The sequence below is a fragment of the Acerihabitans sp. TG2 genome, assembly GCF_035013185.1.
Lineage (GTDB): Bacteria > Pseudomonadota > Gammaproteobacteria > Enterobacterales > Enterobacteriaceae > Acerihabitans.
Genome location: NZ_JAYGJO010000005.1, coordinates 67002 through 93997, shown reverse-complemented (window position 1 = coordinate 93997; position 26996 = coordinate 67002). Strand labels below are relative to the sequence as shown.

Below are 26996 nucleotides of genomic sequence, written 5' to 3'. Positions count from 1 at the left end.
CTAAATATAATCACCTGCCGTTACTTAATTTGATAAAGCCTATTATTTTCATCAACAATAATATACTCTGCGTATTTTTTTACAATATTAATCATCACATCAAATATCAATCTATGCTTATATTCAGAGTAAAAGTTGCCATCAATGATGATACCTTCAAATAGTCTGTTCATAACGGCTACCATACTAGAACCATCACTACCTAATCCCCAAAACCACAAGGGCGCACATTTGCATAATTCCTCGATAAGAGGATTATCGCGTCCATCATCAAGATTAGGGAAATTTTCACTGACCACTAGCCGTAAATTAAGCATTGAGTACAATAATGCTTTTATGTTTGGTTGCATGGCTATCTGCTGGGCTATCAAAAAATCAACATGTATCAGCACCAGGAGATCGGATGCTGTAGATTGTTTTAAGAGCAACAAAAGCTTATTTAAGGGTATCAGGTTGTAGTCTATGCATTTTATTGCGATGACATCTCCAGCGAGTCCTACAATAGGCCGGTACTCGGGTTGAAAACAGACCTGACCATTGATTGAGGAAATGATCATTTATGCCTTACTAAATTTTTCTTCAATAATATATTACTTTCCGATCAAAAAAAATGATCAAAAATAAACTTTTTGAAAAAATCTCATGTTGGTGAACGTCGGCATCAGAACACTGTCTTCCTGATGATGTATGGGCCTGCGGTGGAAAAATAAAAGTTCAACATTACCGACCGGAAAACCAACAACCCGGGACTTTTTCACCGTCGTTCATTCACCCATTGGCCTGATAAACCTGCTATTGTGGCTTGGTATAACCGAGTAATATTAAACAATGGGTGAGGTCCGCGAGCGCCAAATTCAACCCGATGACGTGCGGTGAAATAGCCCTTCGGGTCATCGTTCCCACCGCCCGCACCCTTAATTTTTTCTTAAGCATTTATCTCTATAATTGTATTATTAATCATATTTAATCTGAATGATAAGTTAACCTAGGTGACGGTTGTTAGACTGTCATTTTTGATCACTATGGAGCAATGATGAAACGAACGGGTCTGGTATTAGTTATGCTGAGTTCACTACTGTGTGTTTCTAATAATGTACTGGCGAAGACAGAAACAGTGAAAGACTCAATGAGCGTGATGAGCCACAGTTACCGTGCTGTTTTGAAAGATAATGATCTTGGATCCTTTAAAAAAGACCTGTCTGTATTCAAAAATGCCGCACTGTCTGCACAAAAAACCTCTCTGCGCGGTGCCGATAAAACGGTATTTGACACTGGGTTGAAACAACTCATCAGTGAGGTTACTGTTATTGAAACAGTGGCCGACCAGAAAGGACTGATTCCCGCAAAACAGGAAACCAAAAAATTACTTGATATCATGAACGAATATCACGGCAAACTGGGTGTTTGATTAAACGATGAGAGGCTGAATGTCGCCTCTCCATACTCAGGGTTATTGGTTGAATAAATAGATTTTTTTGATTTTACGGCTCGGTATCCCGGTCTGTAACACCCACGCGCGATAATAATGCTGCTCACTGATCCAAGAGACAAACCAGGTTAACTGCGCGCGTCGACCCGCGACAAAATGGCTTCAGCCAACAGGCTGTCGATCACCAATTGATTAGCAAACCCTCCTTTTAGTGCGGCCAGCAGCGCCGGCAGTTTATCTAGTCCTGAGGCAACCAGCAGCCCGCTCATCTGATGCAAAGTCGCAAGATCAATGCCCATCAACCGGTCATCCACCTCACCGAGCACCGGCTGTCCGAGGCTATCGATAAAGCGGCCGGCGATAATGCCGACGGCACCCTGTGCGGCGTAGTGCTCAACCTCTTTTTCCGTCACGATATTAAATTGGGTGACATGCCCGTCAGGCGTGCAAGGACTGACGCTAAAAATCGCCTTATTGCACTGTGTTAACTGCTGCAACTGTTCGGCAATGATCGGTTCCGCCCGCAGCAGACCGGCAAGCGCGGCATTGCTGCATACAGCCGGCACATTAAGATTGACGCATAAGGCACCGAGTCGGTGAGCGATCTCCGTGGAGCAACGTTCGGCGGTACGCAGCAGTGGGTTTGACATCGCACCAATCAGTTGGCGAATAGTAAGACGCTCGATTGACCAATAGGGCACTTTATCGGCGATCTGGCTCAAGGTCTCACCCCAACTGACGCCGAGTTGATCGCCCGGTTGCAGGAAATCGAGCAGGACGTGCGCTGCGGCTTCGCAGACTTCATGCAATCGACTTTCATCTGACAGCCCTTCGACCGGAATGACATACGCACCGTCCAGCGAAAAGTGTTCAGATAGGCGATCGGCGAGATCATGAGTACGAAAATGTTCACCGCTTAAGCGCACAGAAACAATTTCGCGCGCTTTGGCCTGACGCAAATAACTGATCACGGTAGGACGCGATAGTTTCATGCGCCCGGCGATTTCACTCTGAGTCAAGTTTTTGACGTAATAGAGCCACGCCGCCTCGGCGATAATTTTGTCCGAAGGCGCCGTGTTCTTGTTCTGCGTATTGATGGTTTTGCTCCCGGTTATTGTGCGTCCGCCCGCAGCACATCTTCCGTTATCTGACTATCAGTTGCAAGATTGCGGTCGGCGGTGATGCCAAGCCGTTGCAGGTCGGCATGATAGCCGCGTACTGCCGCTTGGGGCGTGGTGTCGCGATCAACCACCCGGCGCATCCAGCTTACCATTGACGGCTGATGTTCGGCGGCATTGATCTTGCGACCAAACAGCGCCAATCTGCCACCATGCCGTTCCGCTTGAGCCAGCAATTCGAACGTATCACGATGCGTACCCTGTCCCCCACCCAAGACACCCACGACGACGCTGGGATCATGCGTCACCAGTTCCTCAAGTGCGTCAGGGCCGTTATAAGCCACCTTAAGAAATTCCGGGCGCTCGGCGTGAGTAAGCGACGCCAGCATGCGGATAATACAGTCATTGATGTACGCGGGGGTGTCAGCGGCACACAGTCCGGTGTCGATATTGGGATTAAACACCTCGAGAAAATGCATCAATCCCTGCTGCCGCGCTTGGGCCCGAAAGTGCGCATACGCCTCCAGCGACGCGACATCCCGCTCGGCATGATTCACGTAGGTCAACGAGTAGAGACAGATTGGCGCTAACGCCAACTCCAACGCCGCACCACGATAAGGAAGCGGCGCATATTCCCGGTAGCGCCCGCCACGAATCCCCACCCAGGCATCGGTCGCTTCATTGCCACGAAACGCCGCCAGCATGCGCGTTCCCTCGAACGCGCCCTCGTGTGTGAGCGTTTCAATGGTGGAGGTCGACGCAAGCATAATATCCAGTACGTCTTGCTTAATGAGCGCACGGATCTGATCGTGAAACTCGGGACGGGTACGGATGCCTACAATCTTGCCCGTCGCATCGCGGCGCTGCCCCATGGCGGTGATGCCGCCGGCCAAATCCGCATCTTTGGCATCGGCAATCATAAAATCGCCGAGACGGTAGTGTCCCGCACGAATGCGGGCGATTTTTTCTGCAAAACGTGTCTGCTGATGCTCAGGTTGAGCCATGGTGATTTTCCTCATTATTAGTCTATTGCTTCGGCTTCGAGTAGCGCTTTAATTCCCTGGTCGAGACGCGTGAATTCACGATATCGCTGTTGCAAAACGGCTACATTTTCAGCAATCGGTTCATGTCGACGGGTAATCCGGCTCATGGCAGCGACCGCATCCTCTAGGGTGCGATACACGCCTCCCGCCACTGCGGCACAGATTGCGGCACCCAGCGCGCCCACTTCAGCAACGTCGACCACTTCAACGGGTCGGTTACAGGTATCGGCGAAAATTTGCGCCCAGAAGGGGGACCGGGCGGCACCACCGGTCAAGCGGATCGCTTCCGGCCAGTGACCGCCGGTATGCACGATCAATGACTCGGCGTGGCGCAGATGTTCAAAAGCCACGCCTTCACAGATGGCGCGGATCATTGAGGCTTCATTATCCGACGCCCCCATGCGCATGAAGCTGCCCTGGTAGGGTTGCGGGCCATGGATATAAGGCATGAAATAGCAGCGTTTGCTCGCTATCGGGCAGGTCTCAGCCAAGGCGAGCGCGTCGGTAACGCTAAGACGATCACCCAGCGCATTTTTCAAATACCAGCCGAGATTGGCGGCTGAAGAGGGGCTGCCTTCGGCCACCAAGCGGGCCGCGCTATCGCGATAGAGCATGTTAAGCAGAGGATAGTTGTCAGTCACCGGCTGTGGGACTTCAACGGCGTTGATCGCCCAAGTGCCGGCGATAAAGACCATACGATCCGGTGAAATAACCCCCGCACCCAGCGCACAGGACGCAACATCCATCATGCTACCGGCCACCGGCGTGCCCTCCGGCAATCCCGTTTCACGAGCAATGCACGCGCTGATGCGGCCACCAATAGCAGAACTGTTAACAATCGGCGGCAGCTTGTCGACCAGCCGTTCATGGCCGAGCAGTGTTAACGCCTCATGCGAATAATCCTGACGATCGAGATTCATTAGCCCGCCGCCGCTGGCGTCCGTGGGATCGGTCATCGCGTTTTGTGTCAGACAAAAACGGATGAAATCCTTGCAGGCCAAACCCCAGCGCGTTTTTATCATCACCTCCGGCTCATCCTCCGCCAACCCGGCCAACTGAATCAGGGTTTGACCTCCCCATGGGCGATGGCCGTTGGCGGCGCTGAGTACTCGGTGTTGTCCATTGCTCAGCAGGCGATCGGCAATAGGTTGCGCGCGGTGATCCACAGAGACGATGCCAGGACGGGTGGGTTGACCCGCTTCATCAACGAGGAAAATTCCGTTGCCGAAACCGGTACAACCTACGCTAACGACATGCTGTGCAACGCCCCCCTTGAGCACTTCACGCATTGCGGTTAACGTCTCCTGCCAAAAGGCTTCGCCATCACGCTCAACGCGGCCATCGGGATAGTGCTCGGTCATGACGTTCGCATTGCAGTGATTGACGATGTGCCCATCGGTATCAAACAGCACAACTTTTACTGCGGTTCCGCCTGCATCAATGGCGAGGATGAGTGGTTTGTAGGGTTGAGTTATCATTATTATTTTCCGTTCCAAAGTATACGAGGATCGCCGGCGCAGCCTTGGAATTGCGCCTTAGCCCATGCCTTATCATGACCCAGTGTGTCAGCCATGATGGCGGAAATATGTTCAAGCGCGGTGATTGACAGACGACCGGTCATGACGATATTGGTACGCCGCAAGATCATGTCTTCCAACGACAACGCCATGCGGTAGCGCGTCAGCCAGATGATTTCACGCTGAGAATAACCAGGGGCATCGTCAACCGGGGCATCATCGCCTTGCGCACAGAAAAGCGCGATAGGTTCAGCCAGTGTGCCGTAGCGTGCGTAGAGTTGTTCAATGTGGGCCGTAGACAGACCGCTACGTTGCGTCAGTTGCGCCACATCTATGGCACCCGCCCCTGGATAAGGCCGGTCAAGGGTCGAAGCCGTTCGCGCTTTACCCACATGGTTGAGCACCACATCAGCCGCCAACGCGGTGAAAGCCCGAAAGGTTGTCCATTTGCCGCCCACCAGCGAGATCAATGGCAGATGGTCAACCCGATCCTGGATCAGCGCATGATCGCGCGCGGCCTGCGTGGCGCTGCCGCTGCTCGCTTGCAGTGGGCGAATACCGCTGGTCACCGCCACGATATGCTCAGCGGTAACGCGGACATCGTCGAACAGTGAATTCAGTGATGTCAGCAGGTAATCGATTTCGCTCGCCATCACGCTGTGATCTTGCGGATCGTGGGTTTCCACTTCAGTGGTACCGACCAGAATGACGTCCTGAACCGGCAGGCAAATCACCATGCGTCCATGTCCATCATCGAAATAGAATGCGCGTCCACACATGCGTTGATGCAGCGTTGGATGATGTAATACCAGATGCGCACCTTTCACGCCGCGCACCAGCTGCGAGCTGAGGCCCAGGCGATCGTTCACGCGGTCAATGGCCGCACCTGTCGCATTGACAACCATGCGCGGCTTAAGCGTCACCGTTTCATTGCTGACGGGATCGGTTATCACAAACTGACCCGGCGCGCGGTAAGACCACTCAAGGTGGTTAACGGCAGTCACGCCATCACAGTCAATTGCCGCGCCAAGCATCTCGAAGATCAGCGCTTCAGGGCCGGTAATTTGTCCATCGTAATAACTGATCACGGCACAAATCGGCTGTGGTGTACCCGATGGAAAACCAGACCGTCGCATGACCACCCGGTGATGGGGAAGTGTGCGCCGGATGGCGCCAAACCGCTCATACACCAGTAAACCGCTTTTCAGTGCGATAAAACTCAAGGGTCCCGGCGTGCGGGATAGGCCAAAAAAACGCAGCGCGGTTTGTGGCAATCCTTTCACCCAATGCAGCACCGGCACCACCACCTCCAGCGGCTTAACCAAATGTCCAGCATCGTGCAGCAGCATATTTCGCTCACGTGCCGACTCGCGCACCAGATCAAACTCTCGCCCTTCCAGATAACGTAATCCACCGTGTGCCATGCGACTGGACGCACTGCTGGCGCCGCTGCAAAAATCCCCGCTGTCAATGAGCGTTGCCGAAACGCCATTCAGGGAAAGATCCCGTAATAACCCAACACCATTCACGCCACCGCCGATGATCAGTACCTCCGGGGTGGGATTGGCCTTCAGCGCTTCCCAGGCACTTTGCCGGGTTTGAGGTGGCTGACTGTTTTTTTCATTGCTGAACATGCGATCTGCCTCACGAATCCATCATTATTTAACGTTGCGTACACATTACATATGTCAACAACAGTAGACTAATGTCAATATCAATGTAACAGTAATGTGAACATGAATAACATATTCATTACGCTAACAAGCCAAGCCATTCAGCGAAAATCGGCATTAGCCATTGAAAATATTCATGTTTTCTGTACCCGTTACGCGAGGGGCCTTTCTTGTACCACAAGAATAGCAACCCGACGTGATAATCACCCTACATAACAAAACGACACATGTATCGTTTGGAGCGAGTTATATGGAATCGGTCAAAAAAAACAGTTTGCTACTGGTTGGAAGCATCATCGCATTTGTACTTATGGGCGCAGGACAGTCGCTGATGGGACCTGCACTGCCGGAGTTCCGGCACATTTTCACGCTGTCGGTGGCCTCCGCCAGTATGGCAGTGACGGCGCAGTGGGTAGGCGCGCTGCTTGGGGTTATCGCGCTGTTTTTTGGCGGGCAACGTGACTGGACGCGTGTGGCATTTGGTTTGTTGGTGGTCGGCGCGGCACTCATGGCATGGCAGATTAACTGGCCGATCACCCTGCTTGGGTCACTGGCCTTCGGCGCAGGTTATGGTGCCAGCCTGGCGCTGATTAACTCCCGGCTGTTACAGTCCTTCGAACGGGCTGGACCCTCGATGGTCAGCCTGGTGAATGCACTGTTCGGCGGTGGGGCAATCGTGGCGCCACTGGTGTTTGTCGCGCTGGCGCGCAACCCGAAATTATGTTTCGGTATTCTGGCGGTGGGGTTGATTTTACCGTTTCTGCTGTCGTTCCTATTCCCGCCGCAGCGGGTGGCGGAAAAATCTACTGAAAAAAAACGCGCCAACCACATCTCCTTGCCAACATTGCTGATTGGCGCCTCAGGAACGGCAGTGGAAGCCTGCCTGATTGGCCTGGGACCGGTGATCCTGGTTAGCGCCCATTTTTCTGACAGCGCCGCCGCCAGTGCGCTATCGTTATTCTTCGCATTTTTCCTTGGCGGGCGGATCCTCCTCAGTTTTATCGGACATCGTCTGCCGACCGCACCCATGCTGATTGGCGGTTTTTTTGGCAGCGCTGTGCTGCTGGCCTGTGCGGGAAGCGGTATTTATCCGACGCTCACTTACCCCGTGGCTGGGTTATTTATCGGCAGTATTTTCCCCAACTTCTTTGTTTTTGGCTCTAACCGCATGGGCAAAGATGCCAAAACCGGTTCGATCATTGTGACCGCGGCACTGGCGGGTGGCGTTACCGGTCCGCTGATTGTTGGCCAAGTGGTGGCGGCAATGCCGCCGTTGACACCCTTTTGGCTACTGGCGGGTTATAGTGCTGTTGTGGCGCTTTGCGCATTGAGGGTGCTGAGAAATCCACGTAACGCGGAAATAGCGGTGCAACAAAACTGAGGACGGGTCCCCGTCCCCCGACGGACGGGGACTCCCTATGCCACTTTAGCGCAACAGACTGTTATACGGCGTTGATTTTACGCATTACGTAAAATAAGGTAGTCCTACGTTAGCACCCCATGAGAATGATATGAAGCCATTGACCACCTCGCGGTTTCTCCTTCAAAAACAGGCCGATAACGACTGGCCTTTTTTTCTGCGTCTGCGTCAGGATGAAAATGTTATGCGATACATCTCTGACATTCTTTCGGTTGAGGAAAATCGGGTTCTTTTTGACAGTCGCCAGCACCCATGGAAACCGGGAGATGTGCACCCGCTTAATTTTGTGATTTGGGATCGTCGCAGCATAACGCGGCTGGGTATTATCGGTTTGTGTCTGAGCAAAGATCCGATGTCTGAATTACGATAATAGCTTGCACATAAAGACACTCAGCGGATCGTCGGTATACGGCGGAAATGGGGCACAACGTGCATAACCGCATTGTTGATAAAGCCGGATAGCAGGTTGCTGATGTATTCCGGTCTCAAGCTGCAGCAAAAAACGGCCCGACTCGCGGGCTATTTTTTCCAACTGCGCAATAATCTGCTCACCCAGATGGTTACCTCGATATGAAGGGGCGACATACAGTCGTTTAATTTCCGCCTGATGACCCTGTTGCAACAGGATAGCCCCACAACCTATGCCTTTACCGTCATCATCACAAACCAGCAAACAGCGTATTTTTTCATCGCTTAGAGATGCTAAATTGACACAGTGGTTACTCTCTTCGGGGTAAAGCGCCTGTTGAAATGCATCCAGTTCACAGACCAATCGTTGCAACTCTACAGCGTTTTTTGTCACCTCTGACATGTGGAACATCGTTACCTCACCAATACTCCCAGGGTTCAAACTCACGTCGCTGAGAGTTGATTGACTCAATTATGCCAACATTCAGTGCCGCACCTTGCCGTGATTGAAAAACGCAACATATTGTCTAGATACCTTAAGCCTGCCGTCTTATCAAGCGTCGTTGCGGGTAATAAAGATTAAGGGTGAAAGAGTATTGCCTTGGCGAGCTTTATGTACTAATTTTAACAGTAAGAAGGTGATGGCGTGCCACCTTTCCCAACCGCTGGATTCACTCTGAACCAGCTGATGACGCCTGATATCCGATTCTTTTATAAGAAGAGATTGGTATGTCAGGCTTTTTATTTTTCCCCCTGAATCACATACGTTTCTCTTCTGCCCGACAGGAGAAAACATGCCATACATTTTCAGCCACAAAAGCCCTGACAACAACAGTAATTGCAGCGCGAGAATTGCCGCAGACTGGCTGTATTACCGCGACCAACGCGCCGTGCCTTTCAGGCTGGGCGAGATCAACACCCACAACATCCTCAACCACACCGCTAACACCACGCCAGCATTGCTGGAAGGTAGCCTGGCGGATAAAGCACGTTGGCGGGCGGATTTCACAGATACACAACCGGGTGCGACGTGGGTACGTTTCCTTGCTGGGGGGACTCAGCCGAAAACCAGAAGCACGTCCTTGGTTAACCGAACAGATAAAAAACCATAACAGGTGATCCTATGGCCACATATACCCATGCATTGGTGTTGATTCACGATGAAACCAACGGTTTGGCCTTATTGCAACATGTCGCCGCACTGCTCAAAACCCTTGGCGCGAAAATCACACTTTGCCATCTCAGTAACGATTACCGGCCCATGAATGCCGTCTCCGACGGACGCATGGAGGATACCCAATCAAAAGAGGTGATTGGCGCCAAAGACATGCTCAGCCGGGTGGTTGAAATAACCACCTTACCCGTCGAAATTGCCGAGTTAGTGACCATACATCGCTTTAAGGATGTCGAGAAGTTTATTGAAGATAACGGGATCGATGTGGTTATTGCCGGACACAAAAATCGGTTTATGGGCACCTATACCTCATGGTCGACCGAATTTATCAACCATCTTTCTATTGATATGTTGATTCATCATCTTTGAAACCCATTAAGGAATATGACATGAGCTTTTTATTGGAAAAAATCATCGCACGAGAAATACTGGATTCACGGGGCAATCCAACGGTGGAAGTGGATGCTTACACACAATGTGGCACCGTTGCACGGGCCTCGGTTCCGTCGGGCGCCAGCACCGGTTCGCGTGAAGCGATTGAACGACGTGACGGTGATAAGTCACGCTTTGGCGGCAAAGGGGTACTGGATGCGGTGAGCAGTATCAACCACGAACTGAACGATGCCCTACGGGGACAGGATGTGCGTGATCAGCGAGCCATCGATAATATGATGCTGACCATTGATGGCACGGAAAATAAAAGTCGACTGGGCGCCAATGCCATTCTTGGTGTTTCGTTGGCGGTCGCCCGTTTGGCGGCTACGTTGGTTCAGCAGCCACTCTATCGCTATCTGGGCGGCATCGGTGCCAATCTACTGCCGGTTCCGTGTATGAATATTATTAATGGTGGCGTGCATGCCCGTCATCAGGGTGCCGATTTTCAGGAGTTCATGATTGCGCCTTTGGGCGCACCGACGTTTCGCGAAGCGGTGCGCTGGGGCAGTGAAGTCTACCAAACCCTGAGACAAATTCTGTTGGATAAAGGATTGTCCACCGGCGTCGGCGATGAAGGGGGATTCGCCCCGATGGTGGCGTCTAATCGACAGCCGCTGGAATTTATCGTCCAGGCCATTGAAAAAGCCGGCTATCGTCCGGGGGAAGATATTGCCATCTGCATGGATCCGGCTTCCAGCGAGTTTTATACCGACGGTAAATATCACCTGCGCACCGAGAACAGTGTGCTGACCTCTGAAGAGATGACGCAGTATTACGCCAAATTGATCAATGAATTCCCGATAGTGCTGCTAGAAGATGGACTGGCCGAAGACGACTGGGCGGGTTGGAAAGTACTGTATGACGCCATTGGCAATAAAGTTGAATTAGTCGGCGACGATCTGTTTGTCACCAACGTGAAATATATCCAGCGTGGTATTGATGAGAAGCTGGCCAATTCGGCGTTGATCAAGCTTAACCAAATTGGCTCATTAAGCGAAACGTTCGATGCGGTTCAATTATGCCAGCGCCATGGTTGGGGCGCGTTTATTTCCCATCGCAGTGGCGAAACCACCGACAGTTTTGTTGCCGATATGACCGTGGCACTGCGAGCAGGCCATCTTAAGAGCGGTGCGCCGTGCCGGGGTGAGCGCGTTGAAAAATATAATCAATTAATGCGCATTGAAGATGCACTGGGCGATGTAGCGGTCTATGCGGGCAAAAACGCATTCGTCACCCATTAATCCTTACGGGTACTGCGTCCGGCATTCCGCACGCAGCATGACCCGGGTTTAATAAGGCGAGCCCCCACTCTGGGGCACGACACCGATCGGGGGTTTTACTTTCACAAGGGCCCCCCTTCATTAAGCTCATTTGCGACTACATGGGTAAGGGGGCAATGTGCATCTTCAATCAGAACGACTATATCTTCGACCGGTCAGGCCATCTGATACCGATGATCTCTTCAGAATTTATGGCGACCCGGCGACCAACACATTCAACCCTGCCGGGCCTTATCCCGATATTAAGCATGCCCAAACCGTTCTCGCTCGCTGGGTCAGCCACTGGGCAAACAACGGTTTCGGAAACTGGGCCATATCGCTACTGGAAAGCCCAGAAAAAATCATCGGTTTTGGCGGGCTGAGCATCAGCAGTTATGCCAATACGACCATCAATAATCTTGGATATCGTTTTGCTACTCATGCCTGGGGAAAAGGACTTGCTACGGAGTTCGCGTTGAACTCAATCCGATATGGTTTTGATACATTGGCACTCAATGAGATATCCGCAGTTGTCAGAAGCCATCATAGAGCATCACAGCACGTTCTGCTGAAATCCGGCCTGAGATATGTCAGAGAAATCCATGATGTGAACAACGCATCGCCACGCCTGCTATTTACCCTTACTCGTGATGAATGGTACGCTAACCCTTCCATTATCAATGGGGTGCTGCAGTGACCGTCTAAATCAATAACGAGCTACTCCCCTATTTGATAGGTCATTCATCATCTACATTCTCTGAAACAAGCGGTATGAGGTTGTCGTTCAGTATAACCCAGGACAACTCACCAACAATGAGGTAACCCTCAGATGGCTATGCCCAATATATGCAGTATGCTGCTTTGTGATGGCGTGGTGAATGTTGTATTCCTAATGTGTCGCATACCAAGAGAGTCATAAAATTTACGGGCGCGTCTGTTTTGCTCCAGGACTTCCAACCACAGATAGCTTTCTCCATGTTCTTGGGCAACCTGCACGATCTTCTCAAACATCAACCTCCCATAGTTTTTACCTGTCTCCTGCGGACTCAGATAAAGTTTGTTGAGAAGCGCGCCTGAGATAGCAGTATCTTGGAGGGGACTTCGCCATGTGAGTTTGGCAAACCCAATAGGCTTATCCGTCTGTGCTACAAACCACTGTACATCGGGATCTGCCAGGCTTTTTTCCAGCACGGGTACGGAATACTCGCTTTCCAGAAATGCATCCAGCTCCGGTTTGGCTACCCATAGGTGCTCAAAATGAGCGCGATAGATCATACAACCCAGTGTATTCAATACAATCGAATCATCCGGCTGAGCCATTCGTATACCTAGCGTCATTTTTGTACCCTTTGTATTGGCAAATGATACTGCCTGGCTTCGTTTATGCCACAGCGGTCAATCCCGAGCACACAATTCATTTTTTGATTATTTGTTCAATCCAAGCGTCGTCTGTAATGTCGTGTGCAAACTTGCACATTAGCCGTACCAGATTGTCGACATCCTGCTCGTTCCATTTGGCGAAAATCGACTTTCCAATCCTCGTGCGCGCCTCATCAACGCGATCAGTCATCACCTTTCCTTGCTTGGTGATAATCGCTTCACGGACCCGACGGTCTATTGCACTTGATTGACGATTGACCAGCCCTAGTCCCTCCAACTTGGCAACTTGCCGACTGATAGTGGTGTAGTCGCGCCCTACACGATCGGCGAGCTCGACAACGCCGATGGGGCCAAACCTCTCGACCAACACCAGCAGCGGGAATAACGCGCGATCAATAGAGATGCCCGCCTCCTGCACCATAACCTCATCACGTTGAGGACGGTTCATTACCCCGATGATCTCAAGCAAAGCCCCGTGAAGATCGCGAAGTTGAGTGTCAATGCGTGTCTTTTGCACATGATGACTTGCCACTGTGCACTCCTCTTTAGTAAATAAGTGCATTCTACATATATCGAGAGGGATGACAACGGCTTAACGTGCATATGCCCGGTGGGCCGTTGGCCATTCGTGTCAGTGGTGATGTTCAGGCCAGAATGTGTAGCCTCGTACAAAAATCGCCGCCTCGATTCTCAACCAAGCGTGTTTTTTCGATATGTAATCCGCCGGATCCAGCATTGATGGTTAGGTATTATTCACCCTATCGGGGCAAAGGTGGGATTTATGCCAGCCGGCACAACCGGGTAATGCGCGATAATTCCGGTATTCCCTTAATGGAAAAACATCACTGCTGCTTTTGCTGCTTTTGCTGTTCTTCGCGTATTGCCAGCTTACCCTGACGCCAGTTGAACAGCGGTGTTACCGTTAAACCATGGACAACCACGCTGGTAACAATCACCGTAAAGACGATGTTAACCATGTATGCGGCTTGCGCGCCCGCCATGCCGTGGGTATAAGCGTAAGCAATATAGTTGATGCTGCCGATGCCCCGGATGCCCAGCCAGCCAATCATCAGACGCCGCGCACGCGGGACTCGGCCACCGATGGTGGCTATATATACCGATGCCGGGCGAATCACGATAAACAACACCGCCGCAATCAGTAATCCCATCGGTTCCCAATGCCGCGACAACGTGATACCCAACAACACAATAATGGCAGCGGCAAACAGACGCTCAATGGTATCGCCAAATGACAGGGCGTCCCCCACGACCAGTCCCATGGATTTTTTCGGACCGTGATCGTCAAATGAGTGGCGGCTATGCGGATTCACCAACTCTTCTGCTGGCCGATAGCGCTGGCTATCGGTCATGTTTTCGGGCGAATGCCGGTTCGCTATTCGTAACTCTGCGCCGCGCAGGCCAACACCTGCGGCAAAAGCAGCTAAAAAACCTGATGCATCAAGGCTTTGTGCAGCAGCGTAGCTCAGGGCTATTAGCGACAACGCGATAAAATCACTCGGTGCGATATCGTCCTGAGCATGGCGTAGGCAGGTGGCAAGCAGCCCAATCAGGCGGCCCAAAACATAACCGATTCCTAGCCCGCCAAATAAGGCCCAGAGCACGTCAACCAGCACCCAATGTCCGATGTGCAGATAGGTCACCGGCTCAGTGGAATTCATCAGCAGCAGCGCCAACATGAGGATCGGTAACGCCGAACCGTCATTCATGCCCGCCTCGCTTGACAGCGAAACCCGTAGACTGTCTTTATCACTGGCATCATTGACAGAGATAAGGCTCGCAAGAACCGGATCGGTGGGCGCGACAATTGCCCCAAAGGCCAGCGCCATCGGCCAGGAGAGGCCAATAAGGTAGTGCGCTACCACCGTGATACCCGCCACTGTCAGTAACATGCCAGGGAAGGCGAGTCGCACACCCATTCGCCAGCCGTGATGGCGAAAAGGAATGCGCAGTTTCAAGCCGGTAATAAACAGTGATGCCACCATCGCGATCTCGGTCAGCTTGCCGGTCAGTTCTGAATGGGCGACGATGTCAACATGCAACAGATCCAGTACCCAAGGACCGCAGGCGATACCCGCTGCCAGATACAAACCAAACGATGTCACCGGGCCGCGGTGTATCCAGCCCGACGCCAGTGACATCAGCAGCAGAAATCCACCCACCACCGCGGTCCATCCCAAAAAACTCATGAGAACCTCCCGTTAAATGCAGATTGCGGCGGTGTCTTTGGATAAAGATGCGATAACTAAAGGTTAGACCAAATTACCCCATGAGTGGCGACTGTCGTTTATTTTTGTGCCATGGCCTCAAACACAGCGGAGTACCGGCCTCCTGAGATGTTCTCAGGCGTGAACGTCGCCTCTAGCCGAGCACATTCCTGTGCCGTCAGCACCACATCGACGGCAGCAGCATTCTGCTCCAGATGCGCGATGCGTTTTGCACCCGGGATTGGCACGATATCGCTCCCCTGTGCCAGTACCCAGGCGAGGGCCACTTGTGCGGCGCTGGCCTCCCTTGCCGCGGCGAGTTGCTCGATCACCGTAACCAGTCGTCGGTTCGCCTCAACGTTACCCGGTTGGAAACGCGGCAATTTGTGGCGGAAATCGCCCGCTTCCAGTTCGCTGGTCGCGGGCAATTTTCCGGTCAGAAAACCCCGCCCAAGCGGGCTGAAGGGGATAAACGTGATGCCCAGCTCGCGGCACGTATCCAACACCCCGTTGGTTTCCACATCCCGGGTCCAGAGGGAATACTCGCTCTGCAAGGCGGTGATCGGATGGACAGCATGCGCCCGACGCAGCGTCTCGGCGGAGACTTCAGAAAGACCGAGAGCACGGACCTTGCCCTGGGCTACCAAGTCACCCATCGCACCGACGGTTTCCTCGATGGGCACGGCCGGATCCACGCGGTGCAGGTAATACAGGTCGATCACCTCGGTTTGTAGTCGTTTCAGCGAGGCTTCGGCCACCGCCCGCGCGTTCTCGGGGCGCCCATCGGTGCCGGTGATCTCACCAAAATCGGTTCGGTCACGGTGGTAAGTGAACCCAAACTTGGTCGCAATCACCACCCGATCACGAAAGGGCTTAAGTGCCTTACCGAGCAGGATTTCGTTACGGTATGGGCCATAGACCTCAGCGGTGTCAAAAAAGTTTAGTCCGAGATCAATCGCCCGGTGCAGCGTCGGGATAGAGTCGGCTTCGTCCTGCACGCCATAGGCCTGACTTAGCCCCATGCAACCGAGACCGATGGCTGATACCTCGATTTTTCCAAGTTTACGATATTCCATAAAATATTCCTGTTTGAATCCATTAGGTGTGCATACAGGATAATTGACGTGAATAACGATGATAAGGCGTGCAATCAAGATTGGCTTAATCTATTATTTAGATTAATGAATCGAACAGAACTGTCCCAACTCGTGGTTTTCGTGACCGTGGCACAGACCGGTAGTTTTCGTGCGGCGGCCGATCGGCTGGGCATCGCGCCTTCGGCGGTCAGTCACGCCATCTCGATGCTAGAAGAGCATCTTGGCTTGCGACTGCTGGCGCGCACCACCCGTTCAACACGCCCGACCGAGGAAGGATCACGTCTGCTCACTCGTGTAGCCGGGCCGCTTGCCGAGATCGAGGTAGGATTTGCGGAGGTTACCGAGGCCGCGGGTTCCCCCTCGGGCCCGCTGCGGATCACCATGCCACTGCACGCGGTCAGTGAGCTCATCATGCGCCGACTGCCCGAGTTTTCGACGCGTTATCCCGCCATCGAACTTGACATCCGCGCCTCGGATATTCTGGAGAATATCATCGAGAGTGGTTGTGATGCCGGCATCAGACTCGGTGAAAGTCTGGAAGCCGACATGATCGCAGTGCGCGCAGGCAGTCCCCAGCGTGGGCTGATCGTCGGAGCACCGGCGTATTTCGCCAAACATCCGGCACCTACGCATCCCCGCGACCTGGCGGCACATAACTGTATCCGTCGCCGGTTTGAGAGCGGGCGCATATACCGCTGGGAACTGGAACACGACGGGCACGCTATCAGCGTAGAGGTGAAGGGTAACCTGCTGCTGCCGCAGCAGGAATTGATACAACACGCGGCGCGGGACGGACTCGGCCTGGCTTTCCTGTTTGAAGAAACGGTCTCGAGCGATATTCGCGCGGGCCGCCTGGTCGTCGTCATGGAAGAGTGGTGCCCGTTTTTCGATGGTTTTCACATCTATTACCCATCGCGACGCCAGATGCGACCGGCACTGCGCGCCTTCATCGACTTCTTCCGCTATCGCACATAGCCGATAATACAACTATAATGATATGATGCTGTCTATCCTATGGATTAGGGAATAATCTTATAGCAAAAAATAATAAAACAGACCCCACTGCTATATTAAAAACGCAGTTAGGCATACATAATGAAAACATGCTGAATACTTTATTTAGTGCATTTCACATCAAAAATTTGTTAATATGCACCAGACAATTTATCCTAAAAAAATAAATAAAAAGTTAGCTAAGATGCATGGTTATCACCAATGGCCAAATGTCATTACCATTTTTACTTTTTTTTACAAAAATTGTAAAAAAAATAACGGTAGCGATATTTCTATAAACTAAATTTATCCGTTGTACTCTTATCCGTTGTACCCTTATAAGAATTACGTTTAAAATAGCTAAAAAGGACACCCTATGACAAAGCAAGACTGGTTAATGCAACTCAGGCGTTGTGGTAATATTGATACGCTGGAACGCGTTATAGAGAAGAAGCGCTACGACTCAACCCCGGATGAACTTGAGACTTTTCTGGCCGCAGCGGACCACCGCTTGGCAGAACTGACCATGGGTAAGTTATATGACAAAGTTCCTGCTTCAGTCTGGAAGCATGTGACATAATGCACAGCGCAGAGTTAACACAGAGTTAACACAGAGTTAAGCGTAGTTTATGAAACCCAAGCTACTCATGTTAGGTTATCATATCTTATTTCATGTGTGGACCTCATGCCATTCATAGGTTCATCACCTAGTATTGCCCTTATTTTTTGCCAATAAAAGTCCTATATAATTAATGGTTTTTTTGAACAAAATAAAAATTTATTTATTTTCATCATGGGTGCAATGCATCTATGTTAGGTGCCCATCAGACCAACAATGAAAAATGCCGATTAAAAAGCAGCGTAGGTATTAAGCAAGATTATTTACCCGCATCGGCATGGCCAGAGCGCCATGGATAAGATGGCATCTACTGACCAAACTCAGTCATTCGCAAAACAATCACCCCGATGCCCCTGGCTGAGAAGGATATGGCAAGAGATGCCGAAACTGTACACCCGTGCCCATGCAACGCGGTTTTTTTTAGCTGCTAATCGATCAACCCATTGGCATCATAAAAAGGATAAGGGCCGTCAAAATCACCGACAAAACAGTGATGTGTGGTCATTCCCTGCCCCGGCAACCAGCGATGGATCAAAAATCCGGCGGGCTCCAAGACAAAATGTGCCGGCGATGCGGGGCTCAGGTCAAAGGCGACCTGATGTGATACCCCGGGAGCGCTACAGGCCAATGTACCGGCGAAACGCGACTGAATATTGCGGTGGACATGGCCACATAACACCCGTTCAACCTGTGGATGACGCTGGATCACCGCCGCCAGTCCCTGTGCGTTAGCCAGTCGTTGTAAATCCATATGCTCAATGCCACTGATAAACGGCGGGTGGTGCAACATCACTAGCGTCGGTTTCTCAGGTTCCCGTGCCAGTTGTTCGTCCAGCCAGTTAAGGCGCTGCTGACATAATTCGCCATAGGGTGCGCCCGGTACGGTGGAATCCAAGCCGATCAGACGCACCGGGTAATCATTCACCGCCCATTGGATAAATCCAGATTGCCGCGCCAGGTAGTCATGATCGCCAAAGGCACGGCGCAATGCCAGTCGGTCATCGTGATTGCCGGGTATGACAAAATACGCCATGGTGAGCGCGCTCAGTGCCTGACGCAGCGTGAGGTATTCATCATCACGGCCGAAATCCACCAGATCACCGGTGATCACCACCACATCAGGACGCGGCATCTGCTGATTGAGGGTGTTAATAGCCGCGTACAACGCAGCCTGCGTATCAACCTTTTTATACGATAATTTGCCACCCGCTTTGATGTGCAGATCGCTGAGGTGGGCAATGATAAAAGGAGCAGTCATGGTGTGTATCTCGATAAATTAAAGGGAAAACCAGGCCTCTGGCGCCACATGTAAACCGACTGTCTGTCCCGGTCGAAAAATCAGACGTGTGCTACAGTCTGCCAGCAGCGGTGTTGGGGTACCAATATCAATCAATACCCGCTGACTCTGGCCCAAAAATTGGCTATGGATCACCGAGCCATGCCATGCGGCGGGCTGCGCCAAACCCAGTATCACATCTTCCGGGCGGCAATAATGCACCGAGCCATTGGGTTGTTGTACACAGTTGACTGACCCGATAAAGTCCGCCACAAAGGTGTTGGCAGGCTGATGATAGATCTCTCTCGGGGTACCTATCTGCGCAATGCGGCCATGTTGCAGTATCACCACGCGATCGCCCAAGGCCATGGCCTCCTGCTGGTCATGGGTAACATAAACCGCGGTGATGCCTTGGCTCGCCAATAGACGGCCGATATCCACCCGCAGCCGTTCGCGCAATTTGGCATCCAGCGCCGCCAGCGGCTCATCGAATAGCAAGACTTTAGGCTGGGCCGCCATCGCCCGCGCCAACGAAACACGTTGTTTCTGTCCACCGGAAAGCCCCTGGACCGGACGATCGGCAAACGCGGCCAAGTCGACCATCTCCAACATTTGCGTCACGCGTTTACGCGTCTCCTTTTCCGGCATCCGCAGGATTTTTAGCCCATAAGCGACGTTTTGCGCCACGTTTAGATTGGGAAACAGGGCATAATTTTGGAATACCATACCCACATTGCGTTTCTCTATCGGCAAGTGGGTCACATTACGATCATCAAACCAGATTTCACCGCCGGGATCGGTGGTTTCCAGCCCACTGATAATGCGCAGTGTGGTGGTTTTACCGCACCCGGAAGGCCCGAGCAGTACCAGGGTTTCACCGGGGTGAATCGCCAAATCAAGGGGATGTAATGCCACCCTGTCATGGGAAAACATACGGGAACAATGGCGTAATTGGATGGCAACAGGTTGTGTCATAACGGTTTCTCTCGGGTTTTGCCCAGCCATTGCATCGCCAACAGCAATGGGACAATCATCATCAGGAAAATCAAGGTATAAGCCGAACCAACCTCAAGACGCATCGATGCATAACTGTCCGCCAGCCCCACCGGTAGTGTTTTGGTCAGTGGGGTATGCAGCATCCAGGTAATGTTAAATTCGCCGATGGACAGTGTGACCACCATGCAGGCGCCGGCAAGAATGCCGCTGACGCAGTTTGGTACCACCACGGTGAAAAAGCGGTGAACAAAACCGGCACCCAGGCTGGCTGCCGCTTCTTCCATGCGCAATAGGTCTATCGCGCGCATCACCGACAAGACCGGGCGAATCATGAACGGCAAGGTAAACAGCACATGGCCAATCAAGATAAACAACCAACTGGCCCGCAGCCCATGGAACCGGCCATAAACGATAAGCAGTCCGAGTGCAGTGGCCAATCCTGGTATGGCCACCGGCAATAACAGGCATTCTTCAATCAGGTGAGCCAGACGTTGGCGGGATTTAAGCAGACCGTAGGCCGCAGGCACCCCGAGCAACAACGTGCACAGCAAACACGACAACGCCAGATACAAAGAGAGCCAGAACGTGCCCGAATACATCTGCCACACCTGGATTAGCCAACGTAGGGTCAGGCCGCTGCGTAGACCGATAAAATAATTTTCCGTCACACCGGCCAACATCGACATCAATACCGGTACGATCATAAATACGCACACCACCAGGGTGAACGTTAATTGGCTGTAAAACAGTACCGGTCTTTTCATACCCCGGATCCCAAACCAGTGGACGACAAACGACGCGCCAACGCCAAGACCAGCCAGGTCACCGCACCTAATAGCACTGACAGCGCCGCGGCGGTGGCAAAGTTGGCATAATTGGTGAATTCACCGTAAATATCCAACGGCAAGATGTCGAGCCGGGTACCCAAGGTAAAGGCGGTACCAAATGCCCCCATGCTGGTGGCAAAACAGATGGCGCCGGTAGACAGCAGCGCTGGACCGATGCCCGGAACAATCACGTCCCAGGTAATACGCCAGGTACCGGCCCCGAGCGACTGCGCGGCTTCCTCCAGGCTGATATCCAATTTTTCACAGGCTGCCATCAGGCTCATAATCACCCGGGGAATCGAGAAGTAGAGATACCCCACAAACAGTCCCCCCAGTGAATAGGCAAACGTCCAGCGCTCACCGAACAAGGCCAGTCCAATCTGGGCAAACATGCCCTGCCGCCCGGCCAGCATGATCACCAAGAACCCCACCACCACCCCTGGAAAGGCCAAAGGAAAGGTCAAAATCGCTAACAACAGCGACTTGCCAGGAAACTTGTTGCGTGCGAGGAAACAGCCGATGATCCCCGCCACGCCCACCGCGGCCACCGAGACCAGCAGCGAAAGTAGTGCGGTGACCCCCAGGCTAATCAGATAACGCGGGCGGGTCAGTATGGTCCAGTAGGCATTCAGACCTGAACTGTTGTCTGGCATACTTCCTAAGGCAATCAGGTAGCAAAACGGCAGCAACCAGAAGGCGCAAAAGAACACCAGCGCAGGCACCAGCGTTAACGTGGCCGCAGGGGATAAGCACCACCTGCGTCGCCCGGTGCACACCGCCCCTAACCAGGCAGACGGTGTGGTGGTATGTTGCCGAACGGGCATTACTTCACCTCGCTAAGATACCGGGCTGAAAAGGCTTTTTGCGCGTCAGCCATCTGCTGATAATTGACCGTTCGCGCACGCTTATAGTCACTGTCCGGCAAGAAATGTGATTTGGCCTGCGCAGAGATGGCACTGGTACGTACCGGCCGAAGATACGCGTTGGCCCAAATAGCCTGACCGCGATCGGAAAGCACATAATCGATCACTTTTTTACCGTTAGCCATGTGCGGCGCATTTTTCACCAGACTGATCACATACGGCACCGTCACCGACCCTTCTTTAGGGATCACAAACGCAATATTGGCGTGATCTTTGTATTTGGCTCGGTAGGCGTTAAAATCGTAATCCAGCAGAATGGGGATCTCGCCGGATAACACCCGCGCATAGGCGGTTTGTTTCGGCACAATCGGCGCGTTGGCCGAAAGTTTTTGGAAATAATGGATGGCGGGAGTGAAATCATTCAGATTGCCGCCTTCGGCCAAATTGATCGCCACGGCGCCAACGTAACCCACAAAGGCGCTGGACGGATCCAGATAACCGACCATGCCTTTATATTCAGGTTTTAACAGGTCAGCCCATGATTGCGGCACCGGCAACCCGCCCAACGCGTCGACATTCACCATCAGCCCCATGGTGCCTGAATGCAGCGCCACCCATTTACCGTCCGGATCCTTCATCCCCGCCGGAATCTGATCCCACAACGCGGGTTTATAGGCGGCCACCACGCCCGATTTTGCGGCTTGGATACCGAACGTCACACCGTAGTACACCACATCGGCAACGGGATTATCCTTTTCCGCCACCAGCTGAGCCAGTGATTGACCGGAGTTCTTGTTATCTTGGGGAACCTGGATGCCGGTATCTTTGGCAATCGCCTGTAGTTGGGTACCCCAGTCAGCCCATTCCGGCGGGCAATTGTAGCAAACGGCATGCTGCGTCGGCGCACTGTGGGCCGCAAGACTGGCCCCCAGCAATAACACCGCCGAGCCAAAATGTGCTAATTGAATGTTTTTCATCTGATTTCCTGGCAGGTTGGTTGAAGGTTAACGATCATGAGGGGTGTTGGCCGCAGGAGGACTCATGCTTTCTCCCAGCCGTAAATAATGGGCAACCACCGATGACGCTGGCGGCTGTCCGTCTAATAACAACATCAAGGTGGCAATGGCGCAGCGCCCCAGTTCGTCTCGCGGTTGCACCACCGAACACAAAGACGGGAACACATGTCGGCCCAGTTCAATGCCATCAAAACCGACAACCGAGACCTGCTCTGGTACCTGATAACCGGCTCGAGTCAGTCCACCAATGGCACTGAGCGCCAGCAAATCGTTGGAGCAAAGTAAGGCGGTTAGCCCAAAACGGCCCTGCAAGTAGGGCAGCAGCACGTTAAAACTGGTGCGGGTGTGGGTTGGCATTTCGATTGCGGGCAACGCCTGTTGCCCACGGTCCGTCATTGCCTGCTGATAACCTTGGTAACGCAGCCGTGCGCGATCAGACTGCCAGATTGGGCCGGTCAGCATGCCGATATGGCAATGGCCCAGATCCTGCAGATAGGTCGTCACCTCGTACATTGCCCGGTAGTTGTCCACACCAATGGCGGGGATAGTGGTGTGATGGGCCGGGTTATGCACCAATACCACCGGCACCTTTTCGTGGGTCAGTTGCGCCAGGACCACGCTATTATCCGCATCGGCAACGGTGAGGATCAGTCCGTCCACCCGCTGGCGCAGCATACTTTCGACCATAGCGGCCTCTTGCTCCGGTTGATAATCGGTGGTGGCCACCAGTAACGAATAACCGAGCTGCTGTGCAGCGCTCTCCATGGCCTGCAACTGTTCAGCAAACACCGGGTTGCTTAGCGTTGGGATCAGCACACCGATGATACGTGTTGATTGGGTGCGTAACTGCTGAGCCACCCGATTAGGGCGAAAGCCCAATTGCTGTGACGCGGCAAGCACGCGATCGAGGGTATTCGGACGCAACAGTTCTGGTGCTGAAAAGGCCCGGGCCGCGGTAGCGCGTGATACACCCGCCATTTTGGCCACGCTGCTTAAATCGGTCATAACGTATCATTCTCCAAAATGAGATCGATCTCATTGCTGGGAAAATAACAAGCAACAATGACGCTGAGATGACAGCGAAATGACGTTTAGTGGCGGCTGAATGTGGATAAAAGATAACATCACGGCACCGGAACAACGTGTCGAACGCGGCACGGCAACCGTGGGGGGGGTAAGACGCCGTGAGATTAACGGTTTAACATTTTGCTATGTGATAGGCGAAAAAACAGAGTTAATTGAAGGACGGTGTCATGATGCAACGTGATAGCCTGGCAGGGAGTGGCTGGTTTGGCGTTTATCCCGATAGTTTGCATCGTTTTTTCCGTTATCCGCCGGCTGGGATGCTACAGCAGGCCAATTTAAAAGAGAGCACTATTATGAGCAATGTTACGATTTACCATAATCCTGCCTGCGGTACCTCGCGTAATACCCTGGCACTTATCCGCAACAGCGGTGTGGAACCGGACATTATCTTTTACCTCGATACCCCACCACATCGTGAACAACTCACCACACTGATCGCCGATATGGGCATGACCCCACGGGCGCTGCTGCGCAAAAATGTCGAGCCTTATACACAATTGGGGCTGGAGGACGATAAATGGACCGATGAGCAGTTAGTGGATTTTATGCTGGCGCACCCGATCTTGATCAATCGCCCGATCGTCGTCACCCCGTTGGGCACCAAACTATGCCGCCCCTCGGAACAGGTGCTGGATATTCTGCCTGACGCACCGCAAGGCGCGTTTGCTAAAGAGGATGGCGAAGTGGTTGTTGATGCCAATGGCCGCCGGGTGACAAAATAACGGCGCATTGGCCGCCGGGGCAATGATATTGCCCCGGCGGCCAGCCAGTGCGTGGTGGGTTTGGCTAAACCCGTACCACGTCCACCAGGCAGCTCATGGCATTAGGCCCTTGGGTCAATGGCGACGAACCGATATCCAAGGTCAGTACGTTGACATTGCCTGATTGCTCAACGTCGTGCCAGGTTTTCTGGCCAAAACCGGGGTCAAACCAGGCACCGGTGGACATGATTACCACCCCCGGGGTCACACCATCGGTAATCTGTACCCCGGCATAAATACGGCCGCGGTCGTTTCTGACTTCCACCCGTGAGCGATCGGTAATCTGCCGCGCGGCCGCATCCTGCGGATGCATATAAAGCGTCTCTTTACCGGCAGTATTATTGGCCGCCACCTGGGGCGTTTTTGCCAGTTGGCTGTGGAGTCGATCGGCGGGCTGGATGGAAATACAATGCAAAGGCCAGGTTTTCGCCACGGGCGATCCCAACCATTCAATGGGCTCACGCCATTGCGGATGGGGCGCAAAGTCAGGATAACCATAACCGGCAATGGACGAACTGTATAACTCGATTTTGCCACTGGGGGTATTAAGCGCGTGCGCCTGTGGGTCGTGACGGAAATCCTCAAAAAAGACAAACGGCTGTTCATCCATTGGAATTTCAACATACCCCTGTTGCCAAAACTCATCAAATGACGGCCAGGAGGATGCCGCGGCGTGCTGCTTGGCCGCGCAATCCGCAAACAACGTCTCCAGCCATTGCCGCTCAGTGCGATTTTGCGTGAAGGTGTCCCGATGGCCTAGCCGCTGAGCCAGCTCGCTGAAAATATCAACGTCATTACGCGCTTGGTGCTGAGGGGGGATCGCCTGATGCATGGCAAAAATGAAACGATCGCGGGAAGACCCGCCGATATCATTACGTTCCAGGGTAGTGGTGACCGGCAAAACGATATCCGCCATCCTTGCCGCCGGTGTCCAGACAATATCCTGTACGATGACGGTATCCGGCTTACGCCAACCCTCAACCAGCCGATTCAACTGCTGATGATGATGGAACGGATTGCCCCCGGCCCAATGAATCAGATGAATATCGGGATAAGTGTGCGTTTGCCCATCAAAGGTGTAGGCGGTTCCCGGATGCAACAGCATGTCGGCGATGCGCGCGACGGGTATCGCTTGCCCGGCGTTGAGGCTGGAGGGTGACGCCGGGGCCGGCGTGGCGATACGTTCATTGCCTACGCAGTTCATCGAACCCTGTCCGAACGAGAAACCACCGCCCGGCAAACCCACCTGTCCGAGCATGGAGGAAAGCGCAATCATCATCCAGTAAGGTTGCTCACCCCGATGCGCGCGCTGAATGGAATAAGAACAGGTGATAAAACTGCGCACCCCGATGAGCTGTCGCGCCAAACGTTCGATGCGCGTTGCCGGAATGCCCGTGATCGCGCTGGCCCAATGTGGCGTTTTGGCAATGCCATCCCCTCGCCCTTGCAGGTAATCGGTCAGCTGTTCGTAGCCCACACAATAATGCTGCAGGAAATCTTTATCGTCAGCGCCCAGCCGTTGGATCTCATATGCCAACGCCAACATCAGCGCCACATCGGTATTGGGGCGGACAGGGATCCATTCAGCGTTGACAAACGCCGGACAATCGTCACGCATCGGACTGATGTTAATCACCGGTATGCCTTTGGCTACCAACTTCTCCAGCGCCGGTTTTAGCGTATGTTGCCCAGCGCCCCCGGAGGCAACCTGCGCATTTTTTAGCGCCAGCCCGCCGAAAGCCAGCAAAATATCACAGTGCTCGGCGACACTGCGCCACTCGGTGACTTTGCCGGTCAACGGATGAAAGGTGCCAATGACATAAGGTAAGAAAAACTGCGCGGCGCCCCAACTGTAGTTGCCCTGTTGATCAACCGCCCCGCCGCCGGAAAAATAAAAACGGCGTACCTGGGAGCGGGCATGATGGAAACGCCCGGCGGATGACCAACCATAAGACCCGGCGAATAACCCATCGGCGCCATACTGCTCGCGAACCCGGCGGTTCTCTTGAGCCACCAGGTCCAGCGCCAGATCCCAGTCAATTTCAACAAACTCTTCTTTGCCCCGCAGAGAACGGTCGCTGTTTTCTCGTTTTTGCAGCCACGAACGGCGCACCGCGGGGCGGCGAATCCGCAGATCGGAATAGACCAGCGGGACAATAGAATCGAGCATTGCCGAGGGGGACGTATCGTGGGCAAAAGGCTCGCAGCGAATCAATTTACCGTCGTCTACCACGGCGGTAAACGCGCCCCAATGCGCAAGGTGTGGATAACGCTTAATCGACATGACAACCTCAGGGTAATCATTAGCAAACTGAATAATATACTGAATCAGATGCTTTCCCAATCACGCAGTGGGAAAAACGTCGATGGATTCCAACATC

General features: G+C 52.8%; 27 protein-coding genes and 1 riboswitch. Of the genes, 10 read left to right on the top strand and 17 right to left on the bottom strand.

Annotated features, from left to right (window positions below):
- Positions 1 to 20: 20 nt before the first annotated feature.
- Entirely contained in the window at positions 21 to 557 is a 537-nt protein-coding gene (locus SJI19_RS06260) for a hypothetical protein (RefSeq protein ID WP_323477411.1), read from the bottom strand.
- 473 nt (positions 558 to 1030) lie between these two features.
- Between SJI19_RS06260 and SJI19_RS06255 the strand changes: the two genes are divergently transcribed.
- Positions 1031 to 1408 (top strand): cytochrome b562, encoded by a 378-nt coding sequence (locus tag SJI19_RS06255; protein ID WP_323477410.1) that lies wholly within the window; start codon positions 1031 to 1033, stop codon positions 1406 to 1408.
- A gap of 149 nt (positions 1409 to 1557) precedes the next feature.
- On the opposite strand, the gene SJI19_RS06250 is transcribed toward SJI19_RS06255, so the two are convergent.
- The 4 genes from SJI19_RS06250 to SJI19_RS06235 form a co-directional block, all read right to left on the bottom strand.
- Positions 1558 to 2421, bottom strand: a complete 864-nt coding sequence (locus SJI19_RS06250) for a sugar-binding transcriptional regulator (RefSeq protein WP_323477409.1) — start codon at positions 2419 to 2421, stop codon at positions 1558 to 1560.
- Between the two features lie 119 nt (positions 2422 to 2540).
- Positions 2541 to 3551, bottom strand: a complete 1011-nt coding sequence (locus SJI19_RS06245; protein WP_323477408.1) for a hypothetical protein — start codon at positions 3549 to 3551, stop codon at positions 2541 to 2543.
- 17 nt (positions 3552 to 3568) lie between these two features.
- Positions 3569 to 5068, bottom strand: coding sequence for an FGGY-family carbohydrate kinase (locus SJI19_RS06240; protein ID WP_323477407.1), 1500 nt, complete (start codon positions 5066 to 5068; stop codon positions 3569 to 3571).
- Between the two features lie 2 nt (positions 5069 to 5070).
- Positions 5071 to 6741: a glycerol-3-phosphate dehydrogenase/oxidase gene (locus tag SJI19_RS06235; RefSeq protein ID WP_323477406.1), complete on the bottom strand. Its 1671-nt coding sequence runs from the start codon at positions 6739 to 6741 to the stop codon at positions 5071 to 5073.
- 289 nt (positions 6742 to 7030) lie between these two features.
- Between SJI19_RS06235 and SJI19_RS06230 the strand changes: the two genes are divergently transcribed.
- Both SJI19_RS06230 and SJI19_RS06225 read left to right on the top strand, forming a co-directional pair.
- Entirely contained in the window at positions 7031 to 8161 is a 1131-nt protein-coding gene (locus SJI19_RS06230; protein WP_323477405.1) for an MFS transporter, read from the top strand.
- A gap of 130 nt (positions 8162 to 8291) precedes the next feature.
- Complete coding sequence (locus SJI19_RS06225; protein ID WP_323477404.1) at positions 8292 to 8570, top strand: hypothetical protein; 279 nt, start codon at positions 8292 to 8294, stop codon at positions 8568 to 8570.
- Here SJI19_RS06225 and SJI19_RS06220 read toward each other — a convergent pair.
- Positions 8562 to 9011, bottom strand: coding sequence for a GNAT family N-acetyltransferase (locus SJI19_RS06220; protein WP_323477403.1), 450 nt, complete (start codon positions 9009 to 9011; stop codon positions 8562 to 8564). The two genes, SJI19_RS06225 and SJI19_RS06220, sit on opposite strands and share 9 nt — an antisense overlap.
- A gap of 225 nt (positions 9012 to 9236) precedes the next feature.
- Positions 9237 to 9313, top strand: a riboswitch (Fluoride riboswitch).
- 89 nt (positions 9314 to 9402) lie between these two features.
- Here SJI19_RS06220 and SJI19_RS06215 point away from each other — a divergent pair.
- The 4 genes from SJI19_RS06215 (at position 9403) to SJI19_RS06200 (ending at position 12173) form a co-directional block, all read left to right on the top strand.
- Positions 9403 to 9720 carry a hypothetical protein gene (locus tag SJI19_RS06215; RefSeq protein WP_323477402.1) on the top strand — a complete coding sequence of 106 codons (318 nt, stop codon included), beginning with the start codon at positions 9403 to 9405 and terminating at the stop codon, positions 9718 to 9720.
- An 11-nt stretch (positions 9721 to 9731) separates the two neighbouring features.
- Positions 9732 to 10151 carry a universal stress protein gene (locus SJI19_RS06210; RefSeq protein WP_323477401.1) on the top strand — a complete coding sequence of 140 codons (420 nt, stop codon included), beginning with the start codon at positions 9732 to 9734 and terminating at the stop codon, positions 10149 to 10151.
- A gap of 20 nt (positions 10152 to 10171) precedes the next feature.
- Positions 10172 to 11458 (top strand): phosphopyruvate hydratase, encoded by a 1287-nt coding sequence (gene eno / locus SJI19_RS06205; protein WP_323477400.1) that lies wholly within the window; start codon positions 10172 to 10174, stop codon positions 11456 to 11458.
- A 157-nt stretch (positions 11459 to 11615) separates the two neighbouring features.
- Positions 11616 to 12173, top strand: coding sequence for a GNAT family N-acetyltransferase (locus SJI19_RS06200; protein WP_323477399.1), 558 nt, complete (start codon positions 11616 to 11618; stop codon positions 12171 to 12173).
- Between the two features lie 128 nt (positions 12174 to 12301).
- Here SJI19_RS06200 and SJI19_RS06195 read toward each other — a convergent pair whose 3' ends face one another.
- The 4 genes from SJI19_RS06195 to SJI19_RS06180 all read right to left on the bottom strand — a co-directional run bounded on the left by SJI19_RS06195 (position 12302) and on the right by SJI19_RS06180 (position 16157).
- Entirely contained in the window at positions 12302 to 12796 is a 495-nt protein-coding gene (locus tag SJI19_RS06195) for a GNAT family N-acetyltransferase (protein ID WP_323477398.1), read from the bottom strand.
- 94 nt (positions 12797 to 12890) lie between these two features.
- Positions 12891 to 13388 (bottom strand): MarR family winged helix-turn-helix transcriptional regulator, encoded by a 498-nt coding sequence (locus tag SJI19_RS06190; RefSeq protein ID WP_323477397.1) that lies wholly within the window; start codon positions 13386 to 13388, stop codon positions 12891 to 12893.
- 310 nt (positions 13389 to 13698) lie between these two features.
- Positions 13699 to 15063: a sodium:proton antiporter gene (locus SJI19_RS06185; protein WP_323477396.1), complete on the bottom strand. Its 1365-nt coding sequence runs from the start codon at positions 15061 to 15063 to the stop codon at positions 13699 to 13701.
- A gap of 98 nt (positions 15064 to 15161) precedes the next feature.
- Complete coding sequence (locus tag SJI19_RS06180) at positions 15162 to 16157, bottom strand: aldo/keto reductase (protein ID WP_323477395.1); 996 nt, start codon at positions 16155 to 16157, stop codon at positions 15162 to 15164.
- Between the two features lie 48 nt (positions 16158 to 16205).
- Here SJI19_RS06180 and SJI19_RS06175 point away from each other — a divergent pair, with 48 nt between their 5' ends.
- Together SJI19_RS06175 and hha are read left to right on the top strand one after the other, a co-directional pair.
- Entirely contained in the window at positions 16206 to 17153 is a 948-nt protein-coding gene (locus SJI19_RS06175) for a LysR family transcriptional regulator (RefSeq protein WP_323477394.1), read from the top strand.
- Between the two features lie 394 nt (positions 17154 to 17547).
- Complete coding sequence (gene hha, locus SJI19_RS06170; protein ID WP_323477393.1) at positions 17548 to 17751, top strand: hemolysin expression modulator Hha; 204 nt, start codon at positions 17548 to 17550, stop codon at positions 17749 to 17751.
- Between the two features lie 466 nt (positions 17752 to 18217).
- On the opposite strand, the gene SJI19_RS06165 is transcribed toward hha, so the two are convergent.
- From SJI19_RS06165 to SJI19_RS06140, 6 genes are read right to left on the bottom strand one after another with little or no spacing between them, the layout of a single operon-like run.
- Positions 18218 to 19048 carry a phosphodiesterase gene (locus tag SJI19_RS06165; protein WP_323477392.1) on the bottom strand — a complete coding sequence of 277 codons (831 nt, stop codon included), beginning with the start codon at positions 19046 to 19048 and terminating at the stop codon, positions 18218 to 18220.
- A gap of 18 nt (positions 19049 to 19066) precedes the next feature.
- Complete coding sequence (locus tag SJI19_RS06160) at positions 19067 to 20041, bottom strand: ABC transporter ATP-binding protein (protein ID WP_323477391.1); 975 nt, start codon at positions 20039 to 20041, stop codon at positions 19067 to 19069.
- Positions 20038 to 20826, bottom strand: a complete 789-nt coding sequence (locus SJI19_RS06155) for an ABC transporter permease (protein WP_323477390.1) — start codon at positions 20824 to 20826, stop codon at positions 20038 to 20040. Before SJI19_RS06155 ends, SJI19_RS06160 begins: the two co-directional genes overlap by 4 nt.
- Positions 20823 to 21713: an ABC transporter permease gene (locus tag SJI19_RS06150; RefSeq protein WP_323477389.1), complete on the bottom strand. Its 891-nt coding sequence runs from the start codon at positions 21711 to 21713 to the stop codon at positions 20823 to 20825. The genes SJI19_RS06155 and SJI19_RS06150 overlap by 4 nt, the downstream gene beginning before the upstream one ends.
- Positions 21713 to 22729, bottom strand: a complete 1017-nt coding sequence (locus tag SJI19_RS06145; RefSeq protein WP_323477388.1) for an ABC transporter substrate-binding protein — start codon at positions 22727 to 22729, stop codon at positions 21713 to 21715. The genes SJI19_RS06150 and SJI19_RS06145 overlap by 1 nt, the downstream gene beginning before the upstream one ends.
- A gap of 27 nt (positions 22730 to 22756) precedes the next feature.
- On the bottom strand, positions 22757 to 23773 hold the full coding sequence (locus tag SJI19_RS06140) for a substrate-binding domain-containing protein (RefSeq protein WP_323477387.1): 1017 nt from the start codon (positions 23771 to 23773) through the stop codon (positions 22757 to 22759).
- 374 nt (positions 23774 to 24147) lie between these two features.
- Between SJI19_RS06140 and arsC the strand changes: the two genes are divergently transcribed.
- Complete coding sequence (gene arsC / locus SJI19_RS06135) at positions 24148 to 24576, top strand: glutaredoxin-dependent arsenate reductase (RefSeq protein ID WP_323477536.1); 429 nt, start codon at positions 24148 to 24150, stop codon at positions 24574 to 24576.
- A gap of 64 nt (positions 24577 to 24640) precedes the next feature.
- Here arsC and SJI19_RS06130 read toward each other — a convergent pair whose 3' ends face one another.
- The gene (locus tag SJI19_RS06130) at positions 24641 to 26899 is read right to left on the bottom strand and encodes a molybdopterin-dependent oxidoreductase (protein WP_323477386.1); all 2259 of its coding nucleotides are present in this window, start codon (positions 26897 to 26899) and stop codon (positions 24641 to 24643) included.
- Positions 26900 to 26996: the final 97 nt, after the last annotated feature.